This window comes from Mycobacterium sp. 663a-19 (assembly GCF_035616495.1).
Lineage (GTDB): Bacteria > Actinomycetota > Actinomycetes > Mycobacteriales > Mycobacteriaceae > Mycobacterium.
The window spans coordinates 138,815-157,584 of the sequence record NZ_JAPJAV010000005.1; the positions used below are offsets into that span (position 1 = coordinate 138,815).

Here is an 18,770-nt window from a genome sequence, read left to right on the forward strand (position 1 = left end):
AAAGCCGTTTGGATTTCGCCCAATTCGATGCGATAGCCGCGGATCTTGACCTGTTCGTCGGCGCGGCCCAGGTACTGCAGCTGCCCGTCGGCACCCCAGCGCACCAGGTCGCCGGTGCGATACATCCGTGTCCCGGAACCGCCGAACGGGCATGCCACGAACCGCGATGCGGTCAGGCCCGCACGCCGCCAATACCCGGCGCTCACCCCGGCGCCGGCCACGTACAGCTCGCCGACCACGCCGGTGGGCACCGGCCGCAACCAGCCGTCGAGCACGAACAGCGCCGCCCCCGGCACCGGCGAACCGATCGGCACGTCAACCGAATCGGTTGTCAGCGGCGCGCTCATCGCGGCGTACACGGTGGCCTCGGTGGGGCCGTAGGCGTTGATCATCACCCGCCCGGTCGCCCACCGGTCCACCAGCTCGGCCGGGCAGGCCTCGCCGGCCACCACCAACGCCGTCGACTCCAAACCCTCCGGCGGCAACATCCCCGCGGCGGAAGGGGTTTGGCTCAACACGCCGACGTCCTCGACGGCGAGCAGGGCGTGGAGGTCTTCCGGTGAGCGGGCCACGTGTTCGGGCACCACGACCAGCCGGCCGCCGTGCAGCAGCGCGCCGAAGATCTCCCACACCGAGACGTCGAAGGCCAACGAATGCCATTGCGACCACACCCCCGTTGACGGGAGGCCCGGATCCATCGACGCCAGCAGCTGGGTCACGTTGCGATGCGTGACTGCCACACCCTTCGGCGTGCCGGTGGTGCCCGACGTGTAGATCAGATAGGCGAGATCGTCCGGGCTCGGCGGGGGCAGCGCAGTGGCGGGCTGGGTGTACACCGCGGGGTCGTCGACGTCGATGACCGTGACGCCGTGCCCGTCGAGCTCGTCGGACAGATCCGCGGTGGTGACCGCCGCGATCGGCGCGGCGTCGGCGAGCACGAATCCGATTCGCGCCGCCGGCAGCGCCGGGTCGATCGGCAGATAGGCCGCGCCGCTCTTCAGTACCGCCAGGATCGACACGATCGCCTCTGCCGAACGCGAAAACAGCAGCGCCACAACCTGTCCCGGACCCGCGCCGCGGCCGGCCAATTCGTGCGCCAACCGGGTCGATGCCGCATCCAGCTCGCGGTACGTCAGGGACCGGCCGTCGCACACCAGCGCCACCGCATCCGGGGTGCGGGCGACCTGCTCGGCGAACAGCGCCGGGATCGACGCCTGCGCGCCCGCCGGCCGGGTCAGCACGGCCCGGTTGCCGAACTCGTCGAGGCGGGCGTGTTCGGTGTCGTCGAGCAGGTCCACCGACGACACCGGGTATGCGGGATCGGTTGTCAGGGCCGTCAGCACCCGGCGCAACCGCGCGATCAGCGCCTCGATGGTGCCCGCGTCGAACACGTCGGTGCGGTATTCCACCGTCCCGCCGATCCCGGCCGGATCGCCGGCGTCGCTGAAGCGTTCGGCCAACGAGAACGTCAGGTCCATCCGCGCGGTCTGGGTGTCCACCGGCATCGCGGTGATCCAAACGTCGCCCAGCGTCAGCCCGGCGGCGGGGTCGCTGGTGTGCCCGGGCAGGTTCTGCCAGGCAAGCATGACCTGCACCAGCGGGTGATGGGTCAGGCTCCGGGCGGGGTTGAGCCGCTCCACCAGCACCTCGAAGGGCACGTCCTGGTGCTCGTAGGCGGCCAGGCTGCGCTGGCGCACCTGGCCCAGCAGGTCGGTGAAGCTGGGGTCACCGGCCACGTCCACGCGCAGCACCAGGGTGTTGACGAAGAATCCCACCAGCTCGTCCAGCGCGGGGTCGCGGCGACCGGCGATCGGGAAGCCAACGGCGACATCGGAGTTGGCGCTGATCTTGGACAGCAGCACCGCCAGCGCGGCCTGGATCACCATGAAGCTGGTGGCGTTGTGCTCGCGGGCCACCCGGGCGACCCGTTGCTGCAACTCGGCGGGCCAGTCCACCGCGATGGTGGCGCCGCGCTGGTCGGCGACCAGCGGGTAGGGCCGATCGGTGGGCAGCTGCACCCGCTCGGGCATACCGGCCAGCGCGTCCTCCCAGTAGGCCAGCTGGGCGGCGATCGGGCTCTGGCCGTCGTCGAGGTCGCCGAATTGCGCGCGTTGCCACAGCGTGTAGTCGACGTACTGCACCGGCAGGTCGGCCCAGTCGGGGGCTTGCCCGGCGCAGCGGCTGGCGTAGGCCACGCCGAGGTCGCGCACCAGCGGGGTGATCGACGAGCCGTCGGCGGCGATGTGGTGCACGGCGGCCACCAGCACGTGCCGGTACTCGGCGACGCGGAAAATATGTGCCCGCAACGGGATTTCGGTCGCCAGGTCGAATGTGTGCCGTGCCGTGGTGTCGATGGCCTCGTCCAGCCGCGCCGCCGGCCAGGCCGTGGCGTCGACGACCTGCCAGTCCGCCCGGGCGCCGTCGGCGGGCACCACCAGCTGCCGGGGTATGCCGTCGGGGGCGACGAACAGTGTGCGCAGGCTTTCGTGGCGGGACACGACGTCGCCCAGCGCCGCCCCCAGCGCGTCGGCGTCGAGCCGCCCGTCCAGCCGCAGCGCCGTCGCCATGTTGTAAACCGCTGAGGGCCCCTGCAATTGGTCGAGGAACCACAGCCGGCTCTGCGCGAACGACAGCGGCACCACCGCCGGCCGCTCGCCGGCCACCAGCGGCGCGAACCCGCCCGCGCCCTCGCCGATGCGGGGCGCCAGCTGAGCGACCGTGGGCGCCTCGAACACGGTGCGCACGGCGACGTCAGAACCCATTGCGTTGTTGACGGCCGCGACCAGCCGCATCGCCGAAATGCTGTCACCGCCAAGGTCGAAGAACGAATCGTCGACGCCGACCCGGTCAACGCCGAGCACCTCGGCGAAGATGCCGGCCAGGATCTCCTCGACGGCGTCGCCCGGGGCGCGGTGGTCGCCGGTCGTGTATTCCGGCGACGGCAGGGCCCGGGTGTCGAGCTTGCCGTTGGGTGTCAGCGGCAGCGCGTCGAGCGCCACCACCGCCGCCGGGACCATGTGCGCCGGGAGCCGGTCGGCCAGCGCGGTTCGCGCCGCGGCCGCGTCGGCGGTGCCGGTGACGTAGCCGACGAGGCGTTTGTCGCCCGGGCGGTCCTCGCGGGCGATCACCACGGCCCGCTCCACGCCCGGCAGCGCGGCCAAAGCCGTTTGGATTTCACCCAATTCGATGCGGTACCCGCGGATCTTGACCTGCTCGTCGGCGCGGCCCAGATAGCGCAGCTGCCCATCGGCGCCCCAGCACACCAGGTCGCCGGTGCGGTACATGCGCTCGCCCGGCTCCCCGAAGGGGCAGGCCACGAACCGCGACGCGGTCAGCCCGGCGCGCCCGACGTAGCCGGCCGCCACGCCGGAGCCGGCGACATACAGCTCCCCGATCACACCGGGCGGCACCGGACGCAACCAGCCGTCGAGCACGAACAACGCCGCCCCCGGCACCGGGGAGCCGATCGGCGCCACGCCCGACCCCGCCGTCAGCGGCGCGCTGATCGACACGCACATCGTCGTCTCGGTCGGTCCGTAGGCATTGACCATCACCCGCCCGGGCGCCCACCGATCCACCAGCTCGGGCGGGCAGGCCTCCCCGGCCGTCACCAGCGACACCGAGTCCAGCCCCCCGGGTGAGAGCACGCCGAGCGCCGACGGGGTCTGGGTCAACACGCTGACCCGTTCGCCGGCCAGCACCTCGCGGAGCCGTTGCGGCGCGCGCGCCACCGACTCCGGCACCACCACCAGCCGGCCACCGCGCAGCAGCGCGCCGAAGATCTCCCACACCGAGACGTCGAAGGCCAGGGAATGACTGTGCGCCCACACCCCCGCCGCCGGCAGGCCGGCGTCCAGCGACGCCAGCAGCTGGGTCACGTTGCGATGGGTGACCGCCACGCCCTTCGGGGTGCCGGTGGTGCCCGACGTGTAGATCAGGTAGGCGATGTCGGCCGGGTTCGGCGCCGGCAACGCGGTGGCGGGCTGGGTGTGCACCGCGGGATCGTCCACGTCGATGACCGCGATGTCGTGCCCGTCGAACCGGTCGGCCAGCTCGGCGGTGGTGACCGCGGCCGCCGGCGCGGCGTCGGCGAGCATGAACGCGATCCGCGCCGCCGGCACCGCCGGGTCCATCGGCAGGTACGCCGCCCCCGTCTTCAGCACCGCCAGGATCGCCGCGACCGCCTCGACCGAGCGCGAAAACAGCAGCGCCACAAACTGTCCCGGACCCGCGCCGTGACCGGCAAGCAGGTGCGCCAGCCGGGTCGACGCCTCGTCCAGCTCCCGGTACGTCAGGGACAGGCCCTCGCACACCAACGCCACCGCTTCCGGTGCCCGGGCCACCTGTTCGGCGAACAACGCCGGAACCGACACCGGCGTGGCCGCCGGCCGGGTCAGCGCCGGCCGATTGCTGATCTCGTCAAGGAGCGCGCGCTCGCGTTCCTCGAGCAGATCCACCGACGACTGCGCCCGGGCGGGGTCATCGGTCATCGCCACCAACATCCGCTGCAGCCGCGCGATCAGCGCCTCGATGCTGCCCGCGTCGAACACGTCGGTGCGAAATTCCACCCGGCCGCCGATGCCGGCGGGCTCGCCGCCCGGGGTCCAGCGTTCCGCCAGGGAAAACACCAGATCCATGTGGGAGACCTGGGTTTCCACCGGTATGGACGTGGCCTGCAGGCCCTCCAGCGCCAGGCCCGCGGCCGGGTCGTCGAGCCCGGCGAAGTTCTGCCAGGCCAGCATCACCTGCACCAGCGGATGATGGGTCAGGCTGCGGGCGGGGTTGAGCCGCTCGACCAACAGCTCGAAGGGCACGTCCTGGTGCTCGTAGGCGGCCAGGCTGCGCTGGCGCACCTGGCCCAGCAGGTCGGTGAGGGTGGGATCGCCGGCGACGTCGACGCGCAGCACCAGGGTGTTGACGAAGAATCCCACCAGCTCGTCCAGCGCGGGGTCGCGCCGTCCGGCGATCGGGAAGCCAACCGCCACATCGGAATTGGCGCCGATCCTGGACAGCAGCGCCAGCAGGGCGGCCTGCACCACCATGAAGCTGGTCGCGTTGTGCTCACGGGCCAGCCGGGCAATCCGCTGCTGCAACTCGGCGGGCCAGTCGACCGGCACGGTGGCGCCGCGTTGGTCGGCAACCCGCGGGTAGGGCCGATCGGTGGGCAGCTGCACCCGCTCGGGCATCCCGGCCAGCGCATTCTCCCAGTAGGCCAGCTGCGCGGCGATGCGGCTGTCGCTGTCGTCGAGGTCGCCGAATTGCGCGCGCTGCCACAGCGTGTAGTCGGCGTACTGCACCGGCAGATCGGGCCAGCCGGGCGCGCGACCCGCACAGCGGCTCGCATAGGCGACGCCCAGATCACGCACCAGCGGCGTCAACGACCAGCCGTCGGCGGCGATGTGGTGCACGATGGTCACCAGCACGTGCTCGTCCGAGGAGATGCGGAAAAGCCTTGCCCGCAACGGGATCTCGGCGGCCAGATCGAACGGGTGCCGCACGGCGGTGTCGATGGCCTCGTCCAGCCGGCCTTCCGGCCAGCCGCCGGCGTCGACGACGTCCCACCCGAAATCGGCTCGCTCGCTGGGCAATACGACCTGCCGGGGTGTTCCCTCCGGTGCGACGAACACCGTGCGCAGGCTCTCGTGGCGGCCCACCACATCGGCCAGCGCCTGCCGCAGTGCGTCGGCGTCGAGAGCGCCGCTCAACCGCAGGGCCGCCGCCATGTTGTGGACCGGGGAAGGCCCCTGCAGTTGGTCGATGAACCAGAGCCGGTTCTGCGCGAACGACAGGGGAACCACCGCCGGGCGTTCACCGGCCACCAGCGGCTCGAGCCGGCCCGCGCCCTCACCGACGCGCGGCGCCAGCTGGGCGACCGTGGGCGCCTCGAACACGACGCGCACCGGAAGATCGGTATCCAGCGCCGCGTTGACGGCCGTGATCAGGCGCATCGTGGACAGCGAATCGCCGCCCAGGTCGAAGAACGAGTCGTCGACCCCGATCCGCTCCACGCCCAGCACCTGCGCGTAGATCTCGGTCAGGGTCTTTTCGGTGGCGCTGGCCGGGGCGCGGTAATGGCCGACGTCGCGGTAGTCGGGCGCCGGCAGCGCGCGGGTGTCGAGCTTGCCGTTGACCGTCACCGGCAGCGCGTCGAGCGCCACCACCGCGGCGGGGATCATGTAGCCGGGCAGCCGCTCGGCCAGCTGGTTGCGGGCCTGGGCGGGGTTGGCGGTTCCGGTGATGTAGCCGACGAGGCGCTTGTCTCCGGGGGTGTCCTCGCGGGCGACGACGGCCGCGCGCTCCACCCCGTCGAGCGCGGTCAGGGCGGCCTGGATCTCGCCGAGTTCGATCCGGTAGCCGCGGATTTTGACCTGCTCGTCGGCGCGCCCCAGATAGCGCAGCTGCCCGTCGGGGCCCCAGGACACCAGATCGCCGGTGCGGTACATCCGTTGTCCGGGCCGCCCGAACGGGCACGCCACGAAGCGCGACCCCGTCAACCCCGGCCGGCGCCAATAGCCGACCCCGACGCCCTCGCCGGCCAGATACAGTTCGCCGACCACCCCGGCCGGCACCGGCCGCAACCACCCGTCGAGCACGAAGAACGCGGCCCGCGCCGTCGGCGAGCCGATCGGCGGGAACCCGGAGCCGGCGGCCAGGGGCGCGCTCTTGCACGCCCACATCGTGGTCTCGGTGGGGCCGTAGACGTTGACCATCACCCGGCCCGGCGCCCAGCGATCCACCAGCTCGGGCGGGCACGGCTCGGCGCCGATGACCAGCGCCGTCGAGTCCAGCCCCTCGGGTGAGAGCAGCCCCGCCGCCGACGGGGTCTGGGTCAGCACCGTGACGCGCTCGCGGATCAGCAACGCGTGGAACTCTTCCGGCGAACGCGCGACCCCGTCGGGCACGACCACCAGCCGCCCGCCGTGCAGCAGCGCGCCCCAGATCTCCCACACCGAGAAGTCGAACGCGTGGGAATGGAACTGCGTCCACACCTGTTCGGGCGTCAGCTCGACGCCGATGTCCAGCCCGTCGAACAGCTGGACGACGTTGTGGTGGGTGACCGCAACGCCTTTGGGCACCCCGGTGGTGCCGGAGGTGTAGATGATGTGGGCCAGGTCGTCGGGAGCCGGCGCCGGCGGCGGGGTGGCGGGTTGGGCGTCCACCGCGGGGTCGTGCACGTCGATGACCGCCAGGTCGAACCCGTCGAACCGATCGGCGAACTCTGCGGTGGTGACCGCGGCGATCGGCGCGGCGTCGGCGAGCATGAACCCGACGCGGGCCACCGGCAGCGCGGGATCGATCGGCAGGTAGGCCGCCCCGGACTTGAGCACCGCCAGGATCGCCACGATCGCCTCGGTCGAACGCGAAAACAGCAGCGCCACAGACGTATCCGGGCCGGCGGCGTGAGCGGCCAGCAGCCCGGCCAGGCGGTTGGCGGCCTCGTCGAGCTCCCGATAGGTCAACGACCGGTCTCCGCACACCAGCGCCACCGCGTCGGGTGTCCGGGCCACCTGCGCGGCGAACAACACCGGAACCGACACCGGTGTCACCGCCCGGGTCAACGCCGCCCGATTACCCCAGCGTTCCAGCCGGGCCGACTCGTCGGCGTTCAGCAGGTCGACCGACGACAACCGCCGCCCCGGGTCGGCGGTCAGCGCCGCCGACACCTGCCCCAGTTGCTCGATCAGCTTCTCGATGGTCGCCGCGTCGAACACGTCGGTGCGATATTCGACCGTTACGGAAATGCCGTCGGGCCGGCCGTCCTCGGTCCAGCGTTCGGCCAGCGAGAACGCCAAATCCATTCGGGCCGTGTGGGTGTCCAGCGGCATCGGCGTGACCTGCAGGTCGCCCAGGGCCAGCCCGGTGCCGGGCGCGCCGCCGTAGCCGGGGAAGTTCTCCCACCCCAACAGCACCTGCACCAGCGGGTGATGGGTCAGGCTGCGGGCCGGGTTGAGCCGCTCCACCAGTAGCTCGAACGGCACGTCCTGGTGCTCGAAAGCGGCCAGGCTACGCCGGCGCACCTGCTCCAGCAGCTCCGCGAAGCTGGGATTGCCGGCCAGATCCACCCGCAGCACCAGGGTGTTGACGAAGAAGCCGACCAGCTCATCCAGCGCGGGGTCGCGCCGCCCGGCGATCGGAAACCCAACGGCCACATCGCGACTGCCGCTGATCTTGCACAGCAGCGCGGCCAACGCCGCCTGGATCACCATGAAGCTGGTCGCGTTGTGGTCGCGGGCCATGCGGCGAACCTGGTGCTGCAACTCCGCCGGCCAGTCCACGGCCACCCGGGCGCCGTGGTGATCGGCCACCCGCGGGTAGGGCCGATCGGTGGGCAGCTGCAGCTGTTCGGGCACCCCGGCCAGGGCCTCTTCCCAGTAGGCCAGCTGCGCGCCGATGCGGCTGTCGCGGTCATCGAGATCGCCGAACTGGTCGCGCTGCCACAGCGTGTAGTCGGCGTACTGCACCGCCAGCGGCACCCAGCCGGGCGGCTGTCCCGCGCACCGGCTGGTGTACGCCGCCCCCAGATCGTGCGCCAGCGGGGTGATCGACCAGCCGTCGGCGGCGATGTGATGCACCACGACCACCAACACATGCTCATCCTCGGCGAGAGTGAAAAGCCTTGCCCGCAACGGGATCTCGTTGGCCAGATCAAAGGCGTAACGCGCGCAGGCGTCGATCGCCCCACCCAGCCGGCCCTGCGACCAATCCGCGGCATCGACGACGTCCCACCCGAAGTCGGCTTGCTCCGCGGGCACCAGCACCTGCCGCGGCACGCCGTCGGGCGCGGCGAACAGCGTGCGCAGGCTTTCGTGGCGGCCCACCACGTCGCCCAGCGCGGCGCCCAGCGCGTCGGCGTCGACGAGTCCGCGCAGCCGCAATGCCACCGCGATGTTGTAAATCGGCGACGGCCCCTGCAACTGATCGAAGAACCACAACCGGGTTTGCGCGAACGACAGCGGCACTACCTCCGGCCGCTCCCCGGCGACCAGCGGCTCCAGCTGGCCCGCATCGCCACCGACACGCGGCGCCAGCTCGGCGATCGTCGGCGCCTCGAACACCGTGCGCACCCCGACGTCGGCATCCAGAGTCGAGTTGATCGCCGCGATCAGGCGCATCGCCGACAGCGAATCCCCACCCAGATCGAAAAACGAGTCATCCACCCCTACTCGTTCCAGCCCGAGGACGCGGGCGTATATGCCGGCCAGGATCTCCTCGACCGCGCCGGCCGGGGCGCGGTAGCGATCGGCGTCCTGGTAGTCCGGTGCCGGCAGGGCCTTGCGGTCGAGCTTGCCCGACGAGGTCAGCGGGAATTCCTCGAGCACCACGATGTGGGTCGGCACCATGTACTCGGGCAGCCACCCGGTCAACCGCTGGCGCACCGCGCTGATCTTGGTGTTGGTGTGCGGGTCGTTGGCGTGGACGGACCGCTGGCGGTCCCCGGCGGGGGGCAGATAGAGGTCGGTCAGCGCCGGCTCGGTGACGTTCTCGGTGACGTTGAAGAAGACCGCGTCGACGGTGCCGGGTTGGGCGCCCCAGGTGACCGCGACGTGATAGCCGGTGGTCTCGCCGAGGCGGTGCAACTCTTCGGGGTCGGCGGTGTCGTAGGTCGCGGTGGCCTTCGCGAGGGCGTCGGCCACCGGCAGCCCGGCGGCGAGGGCGGCTTCGGCCTGGACGTCGCCGATCAGGCCGGGGCGAGGGATGCCGGTAATGCGGATGGCGTCGGGGCGTTGCGACGTCAACCGTTCCCGCAGCCCGCGCAGGCCCGCGCACTCGGCCCACGCCCAGGTGGGTGCGGCGGCGACCGAGCGCACCAGTGTTGGGGTCTTGTGCACGACGATCTCGTAGCGGTATCGGTTGAGTTCGTTGTCGGCCGATCCGCGTTTGACTTGGATGTCGAGCCCGGCGACCGCCGGGTTGCCGGCGGCCCAGGTAGTGAAAAACTCTGGCGCCAAGAGTAATTCGTTCTCACCGAGCATGGCGCGGTGGACCCGCTTGCGCACCTCGACGGCGTCGGCGGCGGGGTCGGCGTGGGCCAGCGCGACCCCGGTTTGCAACGCACCCTGCAGGGCGTGGTTGCGCACGTCGCCCATGAACAGCGCGCCGCCGGGGGCAAGCAGCCCCATCGCGTCGTCGATCAGGTCGGCCAGATAGCCCGCGTTGGGGAAGTATTGGACGACCGAGTTGAGGACGATGGTGTCGAAGTGGCCGCGCGGCAGCCCCTCGGTGACATGCGCGGGCCGGGCCAGCAGCTCGACCCGGTCGCGCCACGGGATGCGCTGAAGCGAGCGGGCCAGGTAGTCGATGGCGACCGGCGACATGTCGGTGGCGACATAGTGCTCGCAGTGCGGGGCGACCTGCGACACGATCAGGCCCGAGCCCGCGCCGATCTCCAGCACGCGCCGCGGCCGCAGGGCCATGATCCGATCCACCGTGGCCGAACGCCATTCCAGCATCTCGTCGAGCGGGATCGGGCCGTCGGTGTAGCTGCTGTTCCAGCCGCGGAAGTCCGCGCCGAACGCCGACGCCTCGGCGTCGGCGCCGTACAGCTCGTCGTACAGCCGTTGCCACTCCTCGACGCTCTCGGCATCCGAAACGCCCCCATCGGTGGTGGCGGCGTGTTCGAGGGTGACGTAGGCGGCGAGGTGCGATCCGGTGGCGCCGTCATGCACGGTGACGGCGGCCTGAGTGACCTCCGGGCACGCCATCAAAGTGTTTTCGATTTCGCCCAATTCGATGCGTTGCCCGCGCAACTTGATCTGGGTGTCGGCGCGGCCCAGGTAGTCCAGGGTCCCGTCGGGTGTCCAGCGCACCAGGTCGCCGGTGCGATACATCCGCGTCCCGGGCCCGCCGATCTCGCCAAAGGGGTTGGCCACGAACCGTTCCGCGGTCAGCCCCGTCCGGCCCACGTAGCCGTGCGCCAGCGCCGGCCCGGCCAGATACAGCTCGCCCATCACCCCGATGGGGGCCGGCTTCAGCCAGGCGTCGAGCACCACCGCGCGCACGCCCGGCAGCGGTGCCCCGATGCGGATCGGCTGCCCGGCCAGCAGCGGCGTGCAGGTTACCCAGATGGTCGTCTCGCTGGGCCCGTAGCCGTTGAACATCCGCCGGCCCGGCGCCCAGGCGTCCACCAATTCCGGCAGGCAGGCCTCGCCGACGGCGATGAGCGTGCGCAGCCCCTCGTCGAGCCGGGCCCGGTCCAGCGTCGAGAGCACCGTGGGGGTCAGGATCGCCGCGTCGACCCGCTGCTCCTCCAGCAGCTCGGTCAGCGGCTCCCCGGCGTACACCTGCGGCGGTGCCACCACCAACGCCGCGCCGGAGCCCGCCGCCCACAACAGCTCGCCGATCGACGCATCGAAGGTCGGCGAGGCCACCATCAGCACGCGTGCGTTCGCGCCCAACCCGAACGTCTCGCGTTGTGACTCGGCCCAGCCCAGCAGGCCGGCGTGGCTGACCGCGACGCCCTTGGGGGCGCCCGTCGATCCCGACGTGAAGATCAGGTACGCGGTGTTGTCGACGTCGAGCGCGGCCGGCCGGTCGGCGTCGGTGATCGCCTCGGCTGAGCGCGTGGACAGGTCCAGGCCGTCGATCCGCATCACGGGGCGCGCGCCGGCAGCGGCGACTTCGTCTGTGCCGCAAGTCAATACGCACACCGCGTCGACGGCGTCCAGCACCGATGCGACGCGCTCGACGGGATGGTCCAGATCCACCGGCGCGTACACGCCGCCGGCCTTGACGACGGCCCACCACGCCACGACGAGCTCGACACACCGATCCATGGCCACGCCCACCGCGCGCTCCGGGCCCACGCCCGCGTCGATCAGCGCCCGCGCCAACCGCGTCGACCACTCGTCGAGCTCGCGGTACGACAGCTCCCGGGTGCCGTCGACCACCGCCACCGAGTCCGGGTCGGCCGCCACCGCCGCGGCCAGCAACCGCGGCGCCACCCCCGTCGGCGCCGCCACGCCGGCGCCCGACAGCTCCGATAGCACCCGACCGCGCTCACCGGCGTCGAGCAGGTTCACCGACGACAGCGGCCGCTCGGGGTCGGCGGTCATCGCCAACAGCGCCCGCTGGAACCGTTCGATGAGCGCCGCGATGCGCGCCGCGTCGAACAGGTCGGTGTCGTATTCGACGTGCAGGCCGAGTTCGCGGCCCGGCAGCGCCTCCACGGTCAGCGGGTAGTGGTTGTATTCGCGGTTGGCGAACTCCGCGATGGCCAACCCGTCTTCGCCGCCCGACGGGCCCAACGGCGCGTCGGTGTCGATCGGATAGTTCTCGTACACGAACAGCGTGTCGAACAGGATGTCGTGCCCGGTGGCTCGGTGGATCTCGGCCAGCGCCAGGTGCTGGTGCTCGAGCAGGTCGTTATGGCTGTTTTGCAGCTGCTCCAGCAGGTCTGCGGTGGTGGTTGCCGCCGTGACGTAGGCCCGCACCGGCACGGTGTTGATCAGCAGCCCGACCATCGATTTCGCGTCGGCGACCTCCATCTGTCCGACGCGGGACCGGGGGGTGCCGAAGACGACGTTGTGCCGACCGGTCAGGGAGGTCAGCAGTAGCGCCCAGGCGCCCTGCAGCACGGTGCTCAGCGTGGTGTGGCAGGAGCGCGCCAGCGCGCGCAGCGACCGCGTGGTCTGCTCGGGCACCCGAAACTTTTCGGCGCCTCGCCGCCCTTGCCCCAACCGGCCCTCCGGCCCGACGAGGGTGGGCGTTTCGAGGCCGGCCAGCGCCTCACGCCAGGCCGCGCGGGCCGCATCGAGGTCGCGGGCGGCCAGCCAGGTGAGAAACGCGCGGTATGAGCCCGCGGCGGGCAGCCGCTGCCCGTAGTAGCCGGCGAAAATTTCCCGCAGCAGGATCGGCATCGACCAGCCGTCGAGCACGATGTGGTGATTGGTCAGCACGAACCGGTGCCGGCGCTCCCCCGTCCGGATCAGCGCGGCGCGAAAGGCGGCTTCGTCGGCAAGGTCGCAGACCGCGGCGCGTTCGTCGGCGCAGAGCCGTTCGATGACCTCGTCCGGGTCGCCGGTGTCGTCGGTTCCGAGATCCAGGTAACGCCAGGAGATTTCGGGATCGGCGGGGATGATCTGCACCGGCTCGTCGAACTGGTCGCAGAATCGGGCGGCCAGGTGGGGATGGCGGTTGACCACGGTGTGCACCGCCTCGCGCAGGCGGTCGGGGTCCAGGGCGCCGGTCAGGGTGAAGTCCAGCTGCACCGCGTACATGTCGTCGCTGTCCTGCGCGGTGCTGGAGTGGAAGAGCAGGCCCTGCTGCAACGCGGTCAGCGGCAGTATGTCGGCTATCCGGTGTTGCTCGGCCAGCCCGTCGATCTGCTGTTGGGTGAGACGGGCGGGCGCGATGTCCGACGGGGTCAGCCCGCCGCCGCCGGCCCGGACGTGCGCGCAGATGCCGGCCAGGGCCTCGAACCACAGCCGGCTCAGCCGGGTGATGTGCGCCTCGTCGAGCACCGTTGGCGCCCAGGTCCATTCGGCATGCAGGTGCGCGGCGGTGCCGATGTCGATGATCCCGGCGTTGAGCGCGACGGTGTGCATCAGCGGCATGTCCACCGCGGCGGCGGCGCCGAGGAACGACAAGCCCTCTTGGCAGATTCGCCAGCCATCGACGGAGAGGTCGGTCGCCGCGCCAAGGTGCCCCAGGTAGTTGAACGCGATCGACGGGTCTGGCCCGGCCAGGTCGACTTCGGTGTTGAGATAACGCAGCAGACCGTAGGTCACGGGTTCCGGCAGCGCCCGAAGCTGCTCCTTGAGGCGTTTGATCGCCGCGCCCAGCGCCGGGCCGCCGTCCACCACCTGGGCCCAACGCAGGCCGGTAACCTCCAGCGCCACAGGGTATTTGGTGGTGAACCAGCCCACGGTGCGGGACAGGTCGACGTCGGCGGCCAGCTCCTCGTGGCGGCCGTGGCCCTCGACGTCGATGCCGATCGGCGCGGTGTTGTTGCCCAGGAACTCCGCCCACGCCAAACCGAACGCGATCAACAGGATGTCGTGGATGCCGGCATGAAACGCCGCCGGCGCCTTGCCGAGCAGGGCCCCGGTGGTCTCGGTGTCGAGCTCGACCGACAGGTGCCCGGCGTTGGCATACGTATCAACCCCGGGGCGCGGCGCGGGCAGCGCGGCCGGGGTGGACGCCACCCGCCGCCAGGTGTCGGCCTCCTCCACCACCGCGGGGTGACGCGCGTGCTCGGCCAGCAGCGCGGCCCAGCGGGCGAACGACGTGCCGGTCGCCGGCAATGTCACCGGCCCACCGCGGCGATGCTGTGCCCACGCAATGTTCAAGTCCTCCAACAGAACCCACCACGACACCGCATCGACTGCGAGGTGGTGAATGATCACCACCAGCCGGCCCGCGGGGCCGACCCACAGCGCGCTCAGCATCACCCCGGCCGCCGGGTTCAGCCGCGACCGCGCGGCCACCAGCGCCTCATCGGACAACTCGTCCACCGATTGCAGGCAAGCGCGGGCGTCCACCGATCCCGGCTCGCGAGCCGTCAAGGCCCAGCCCCCGGCGCCGTCGTCGTCGACGCGGAGCCGCAACATGGCATGCCGATCCACCAACGCCTGCAGCACGATTGCCACGTCGGCCTCGGTCGCCCCGGCCGGGGCCTGGACCATCATCGTCTGGTTGAACTGCTGCACCGGGCCGTCGACGGCTCGCAGCCACCGCATGATCGGGGTGGCCACCACCGGCCCGACGCCCTCGTCGATCACCTCGGCCTCGCCGTCGATCACGCCGGCCACCCGGGCGAGCCGGGCCACGGTTTGCTCGACGAACACGTCGCGCGGCCGACACTTCAGCCCGGCGGCGCGGGCGCGCGCCGCCACCTGCAGCGACAAGATGCTGTCGCCACCCAGCTCGAAGAAGGAGTCGTCGGCCCCGACGCGCTCGACACCGAGCACCTCGGCGAAGATGCCGGCCAGGATCTCTTCGCCCGCGTTGCCCGGCTCCCGGTACTCACCGGTCGTGTATTCGGGCGACGGGAGGGCGCGGGTGTCGAGCTTGCCGTTCGACGTCAGGGGCAGCGCGTCGATCACCACCACCGCGGCCGGCACCATGTACGGCGGGAGCCGCTCGGCCAGCGCGGCGCGCGCCTCGACCGGATCGGCGGTGCCGGTGATGTACCCGACGAGGCGTTTGTCGCCGGGACGGTCCTCCCGGGCGATGACCGCCGCCTGCTCCACCCCGTTCAGGTCGGCCAGGGCCGCCCGGACCTCGCCGGGCTCGACGCGGTGCCCGCGGATCTTGACCTGCTCGTCGGCGCGCCCGAAGTACCGGAGTTGCCCGTCATCACCCCAACAGGCCAGGTCGCCGGTGCGATACATGCGGGCCCCGGACCCGCCGAACGGGCAGGCCACGAACCGCGACGCCGTCAGCCCGGCCCGGCCGACGTAGCCGGTTGCCACGCCGGTGCCGGCCACATACAGCTCCCCGACCACCCCGGTGGGCAGCGGGCGCATCCACCCGTCGAGCACGAACAACGCCGCGCCCGACACCGGCACCCCGATCGGCGGGATGCCCGATCCGGGTGTCAATGGCTCGCTGATCGCCACGGCCATGGTGGTCTCGCTCGGGCCGTAGGCGTTGATCATGACCCGCCCGTGCGCCCACCGGTCCACCACCTCGGCCGGGCAAGCCTCGCCGGCGATCACCAACGAGACCGACTCCAAACCCTCGACCGCCAACATCGCTACCGCCGAAGGGGTTTGGGTCAACACCGTGACCTGTTCGGCGATCAGCAGATCGTGCAGGTCCTCTGGAGAGCGCGCCACGTCGTCGGGCACCACCACCAGCTGGCCACCGCGCAACAGCGCGCCGAACATCTCCCACACCGAGACGTCGAACGCGTGCGAATGGCACTGCGACCACACCCCCGCGCTCGGCAGCCCCGCATCCAACGATGTCATCAGCTGGGTGACGCTGCGATGGGTGACCGCGACGCCCTTCGGGGCGCCGGTGGTGCCCGAGGTGTAGATGAAGTACGCGATGTCGTCGGGGGCGGGCGCCGGCAATGCGGTGCCGGGCGCGTTGTGTGCGGCGGCGGCGTCGATGTCACCGACGTCGATGACCGCGACGTCATGCCCGTCCAGCCTTTCGGCGAGATCGGCCGTGGTGATGACCGCCATCGGCGCGGCGTCGCCGAGCATGAACCCGATGCGGGCGGCGGGGGCCGACGAGTCGATCGGCAAATACGCCGCCCCCGTCTTGAGCACCGCCAGGGTCGCCACGATCGCCTCGGTGGACCGGTTGAACAGCAGGCCCACGCACTGTCCCGGGCCCGCACCCCGGCCAATCAGCAGGTGGGCCAGGCGATTAGACGCGTCGTCGAGCTCGCGGTAGGTCAGGGAGCGGCCCCGGCAGGTCAGCGCGGTCGCGTCCGGTATGCGGGCCACGTGCGCGGCGAAGACGTCCGGAACCGACACCGGCGCGGTCACCGGCCGGTTCAGCACCGCCCGGTTTCCCCACTCGTCCAGCCCCGCGCGTTCGCGCGCGTCGAGCAGATCCAGCTCCGACAACGGTCGCGTCGGGTCGGCTGCCATCGCCGCCAGCACCCGCTGCAACCGCGCCGCCAGATCCGAGGCGTCGAAATTCGAAAAAGGTTGTCCCGCACCCACGGTGCTCAGGGACTGCTGATCGCCCGATCCGAGGAAGAACAGCCCGAAATGACCTACCGGGCCGAAAGTGGTGTATGTCGCGGTTGCCGGCACGCCCGCGAGATCCAGGGTGATTGTGGCCGGGATGAAATTGACGACCATCCGATTCGACGCCTGGCTTGGGCCGCGAAAGTCGCCTTCGCCGTCGAGCATGTGCACCGGAAACCGCTGATGCTGCAGCACTTCTCGTATCCGGCCGTGAACGTGTAAGCAAAAGTCGGAGACCGTGGATGCCGGCGGCGTGTTCAGGACCAGCGGTACGACCCCGGCAAGCATGCCGGGGTGCAGCTTTGCCCACGGGTGCGTTCGCCTGCTGACCGGGAAGTCGAGCACGACGTCGTCCGGACCGTCGGCGCACCATCCGCGCACCAAGAGCGCGCAAGCCGCCGTGAGGATCGATGTTCGCCGGATGCCCAGCGCCTTCGACAGCTCGTCGACCTGGGCTACCACGCTCTTGTCGAATTGGACTGGCGCAGACGGTAAATGCTGGTCGTTGGCGGATGCCGATGACTGATAACCCGATTCGCCTTCCGCAGGAAGCCGCCGGGTCCAATACTCTTGGTCTTCGAGATAATCCGGGGAAGCTTCGTACTCCATCTCGCCGCTGACCAGGTCTCGCAACGACCCGAAGAAGGCCGGTGGAATCGGCTCACCCGAAACGAGTGCGGAGTAGACGGCTGCGATCCGGTGGCCCACCAGCGCAAGGCCCAGACCGTCGGTCATTATGTGGTGGCAACAGCTGAACCAGTAATATTCGTCGGGCCGCGTTCGAAATAAAGCGAATTCGAACAAGGGGCCGGTAAACGGCATCGGCTTTCGTTGTATAGCCGACGCCATCTCGTGGGCTTTCGCCACGGGATCGGGCGCGTCGCTCAGGTCATGCAAAGGCAGCTTGACGTCGGGGTAATCGACGACCTTCTGGAAAACCTCGCCGTCCACGTCGAAAATGGACGTCCTGAACGTTTCGGTCTCGCCCACCACCTGACGGATCGCCCGCTCGAGCAAACCGGCGTCCACGGCGCCCTCTATTCGGATGAGGATGCCCAGCTGCCACGCGGCCTCGGAATGGCCTGTTTGCTGCGCGAGCCACATATCCAGCTGACCTCGCGTCAGCGGGAGTACATGATCAGCAACAACCATTAAGGCGCTCTCCCAACGGCAACTAAGGGTTGGGGTACTCACCCCTGGGAGGGGGTACCGTCGGCCCGGCGTCTCAAACGCCAAGCCTTGCTTTGACTCTCACGTTACGTACTACCAGCGGGACCGCACGCGATGCCAACTCGTCGCGAATGCCGCGCGTCGTTGGGATGCGCCTCCTGGGATGCCGCGCCCTCAAGACCGGGCGCTGTCCTGGCTTGTCGATACCTACGTGCCTGGGCATACACACCGTGAGCCGCGCGGCCGCGACACGGTTGGAAGTGCCGAGCGTTATCTGCGTCACGCCCTCAGTCCGTTACCGAATCGTGACCGTACCGTCGGACGGACCAGGCGGCCCAAATCAGCGGCAGCTATGGTCATTTCGCCTTGGTCTTACGTTCATCACAGGTTCATGCACTAGGCTCGCGCCGCGCCGGCGCGGCGTCGACCCCTCGACCAACTGGCTTCGCAAACTTGTCAACCGCGTTGGTCGCGCCTCCTAGACCCCGTCACCGCAGGTCGCTTAGCCTTCGAGCCTCTCGCAGACGTGGCCGGACTGAAGGTTGCGAGCCAGGCCCAGTCGAGGACTCAAATCAAACACGAAGTACACCCGGTGTCCGGGGGGTTCACCCGCGGCGGCACTTGGGACGCCCGATCGACGAGCTAAGTTCGAGATCGGTCGTGCACACCCAGCGGACTTAACGGTTTCGTAACGTCTTGCCGCAGTGCGATATTCGAGGTTCGGACCATTGCCGCGCCGACGAAGTTCGTCGTCACCGGTTGACCCGGTTGGCCTTAGCCAGACCACGTGAACGCGGCCGGGAGACTCGGGCCAGCGCGTGCGGTGCGAGTGTCGAACGCAGCTAACGCATCGAACCAACGGTTGCGTCGTTTCCGCCGCGGACTCTGCGTTGCGGAAACTTAGGAGTTCCGCCGACACGTATTGCGCCCGCATATTGGGGACAGAAATGG

At 70.5% G+C, this 18,770-nt stretch carries 1 protein-coding gene (cut by a window edge); it reads right to left on the bottom strand.

The window, feature by feature from the left end; genetic code table 11:
- Positions 1 to 17,753, bottom strand: the 5' portion of a protein-coding gene (locus tag OQ968_RS11105) for a non-ribosomal peptide synthase/polyketide synthase (RefSeq protein ID WP_420715887.1). The gene continues 12,592 nt to the left of window position 1, outside the view; 17,753 of the gene's 30,345 nt are visible here — the first part of the coding sequence; its start codon is at positions 17,751 to 17,753; its stop codon lies beyond the left edge, outside the window.
- Positions 17,754 to 18,770 lie beyond the last annotated feature (1,017 nt).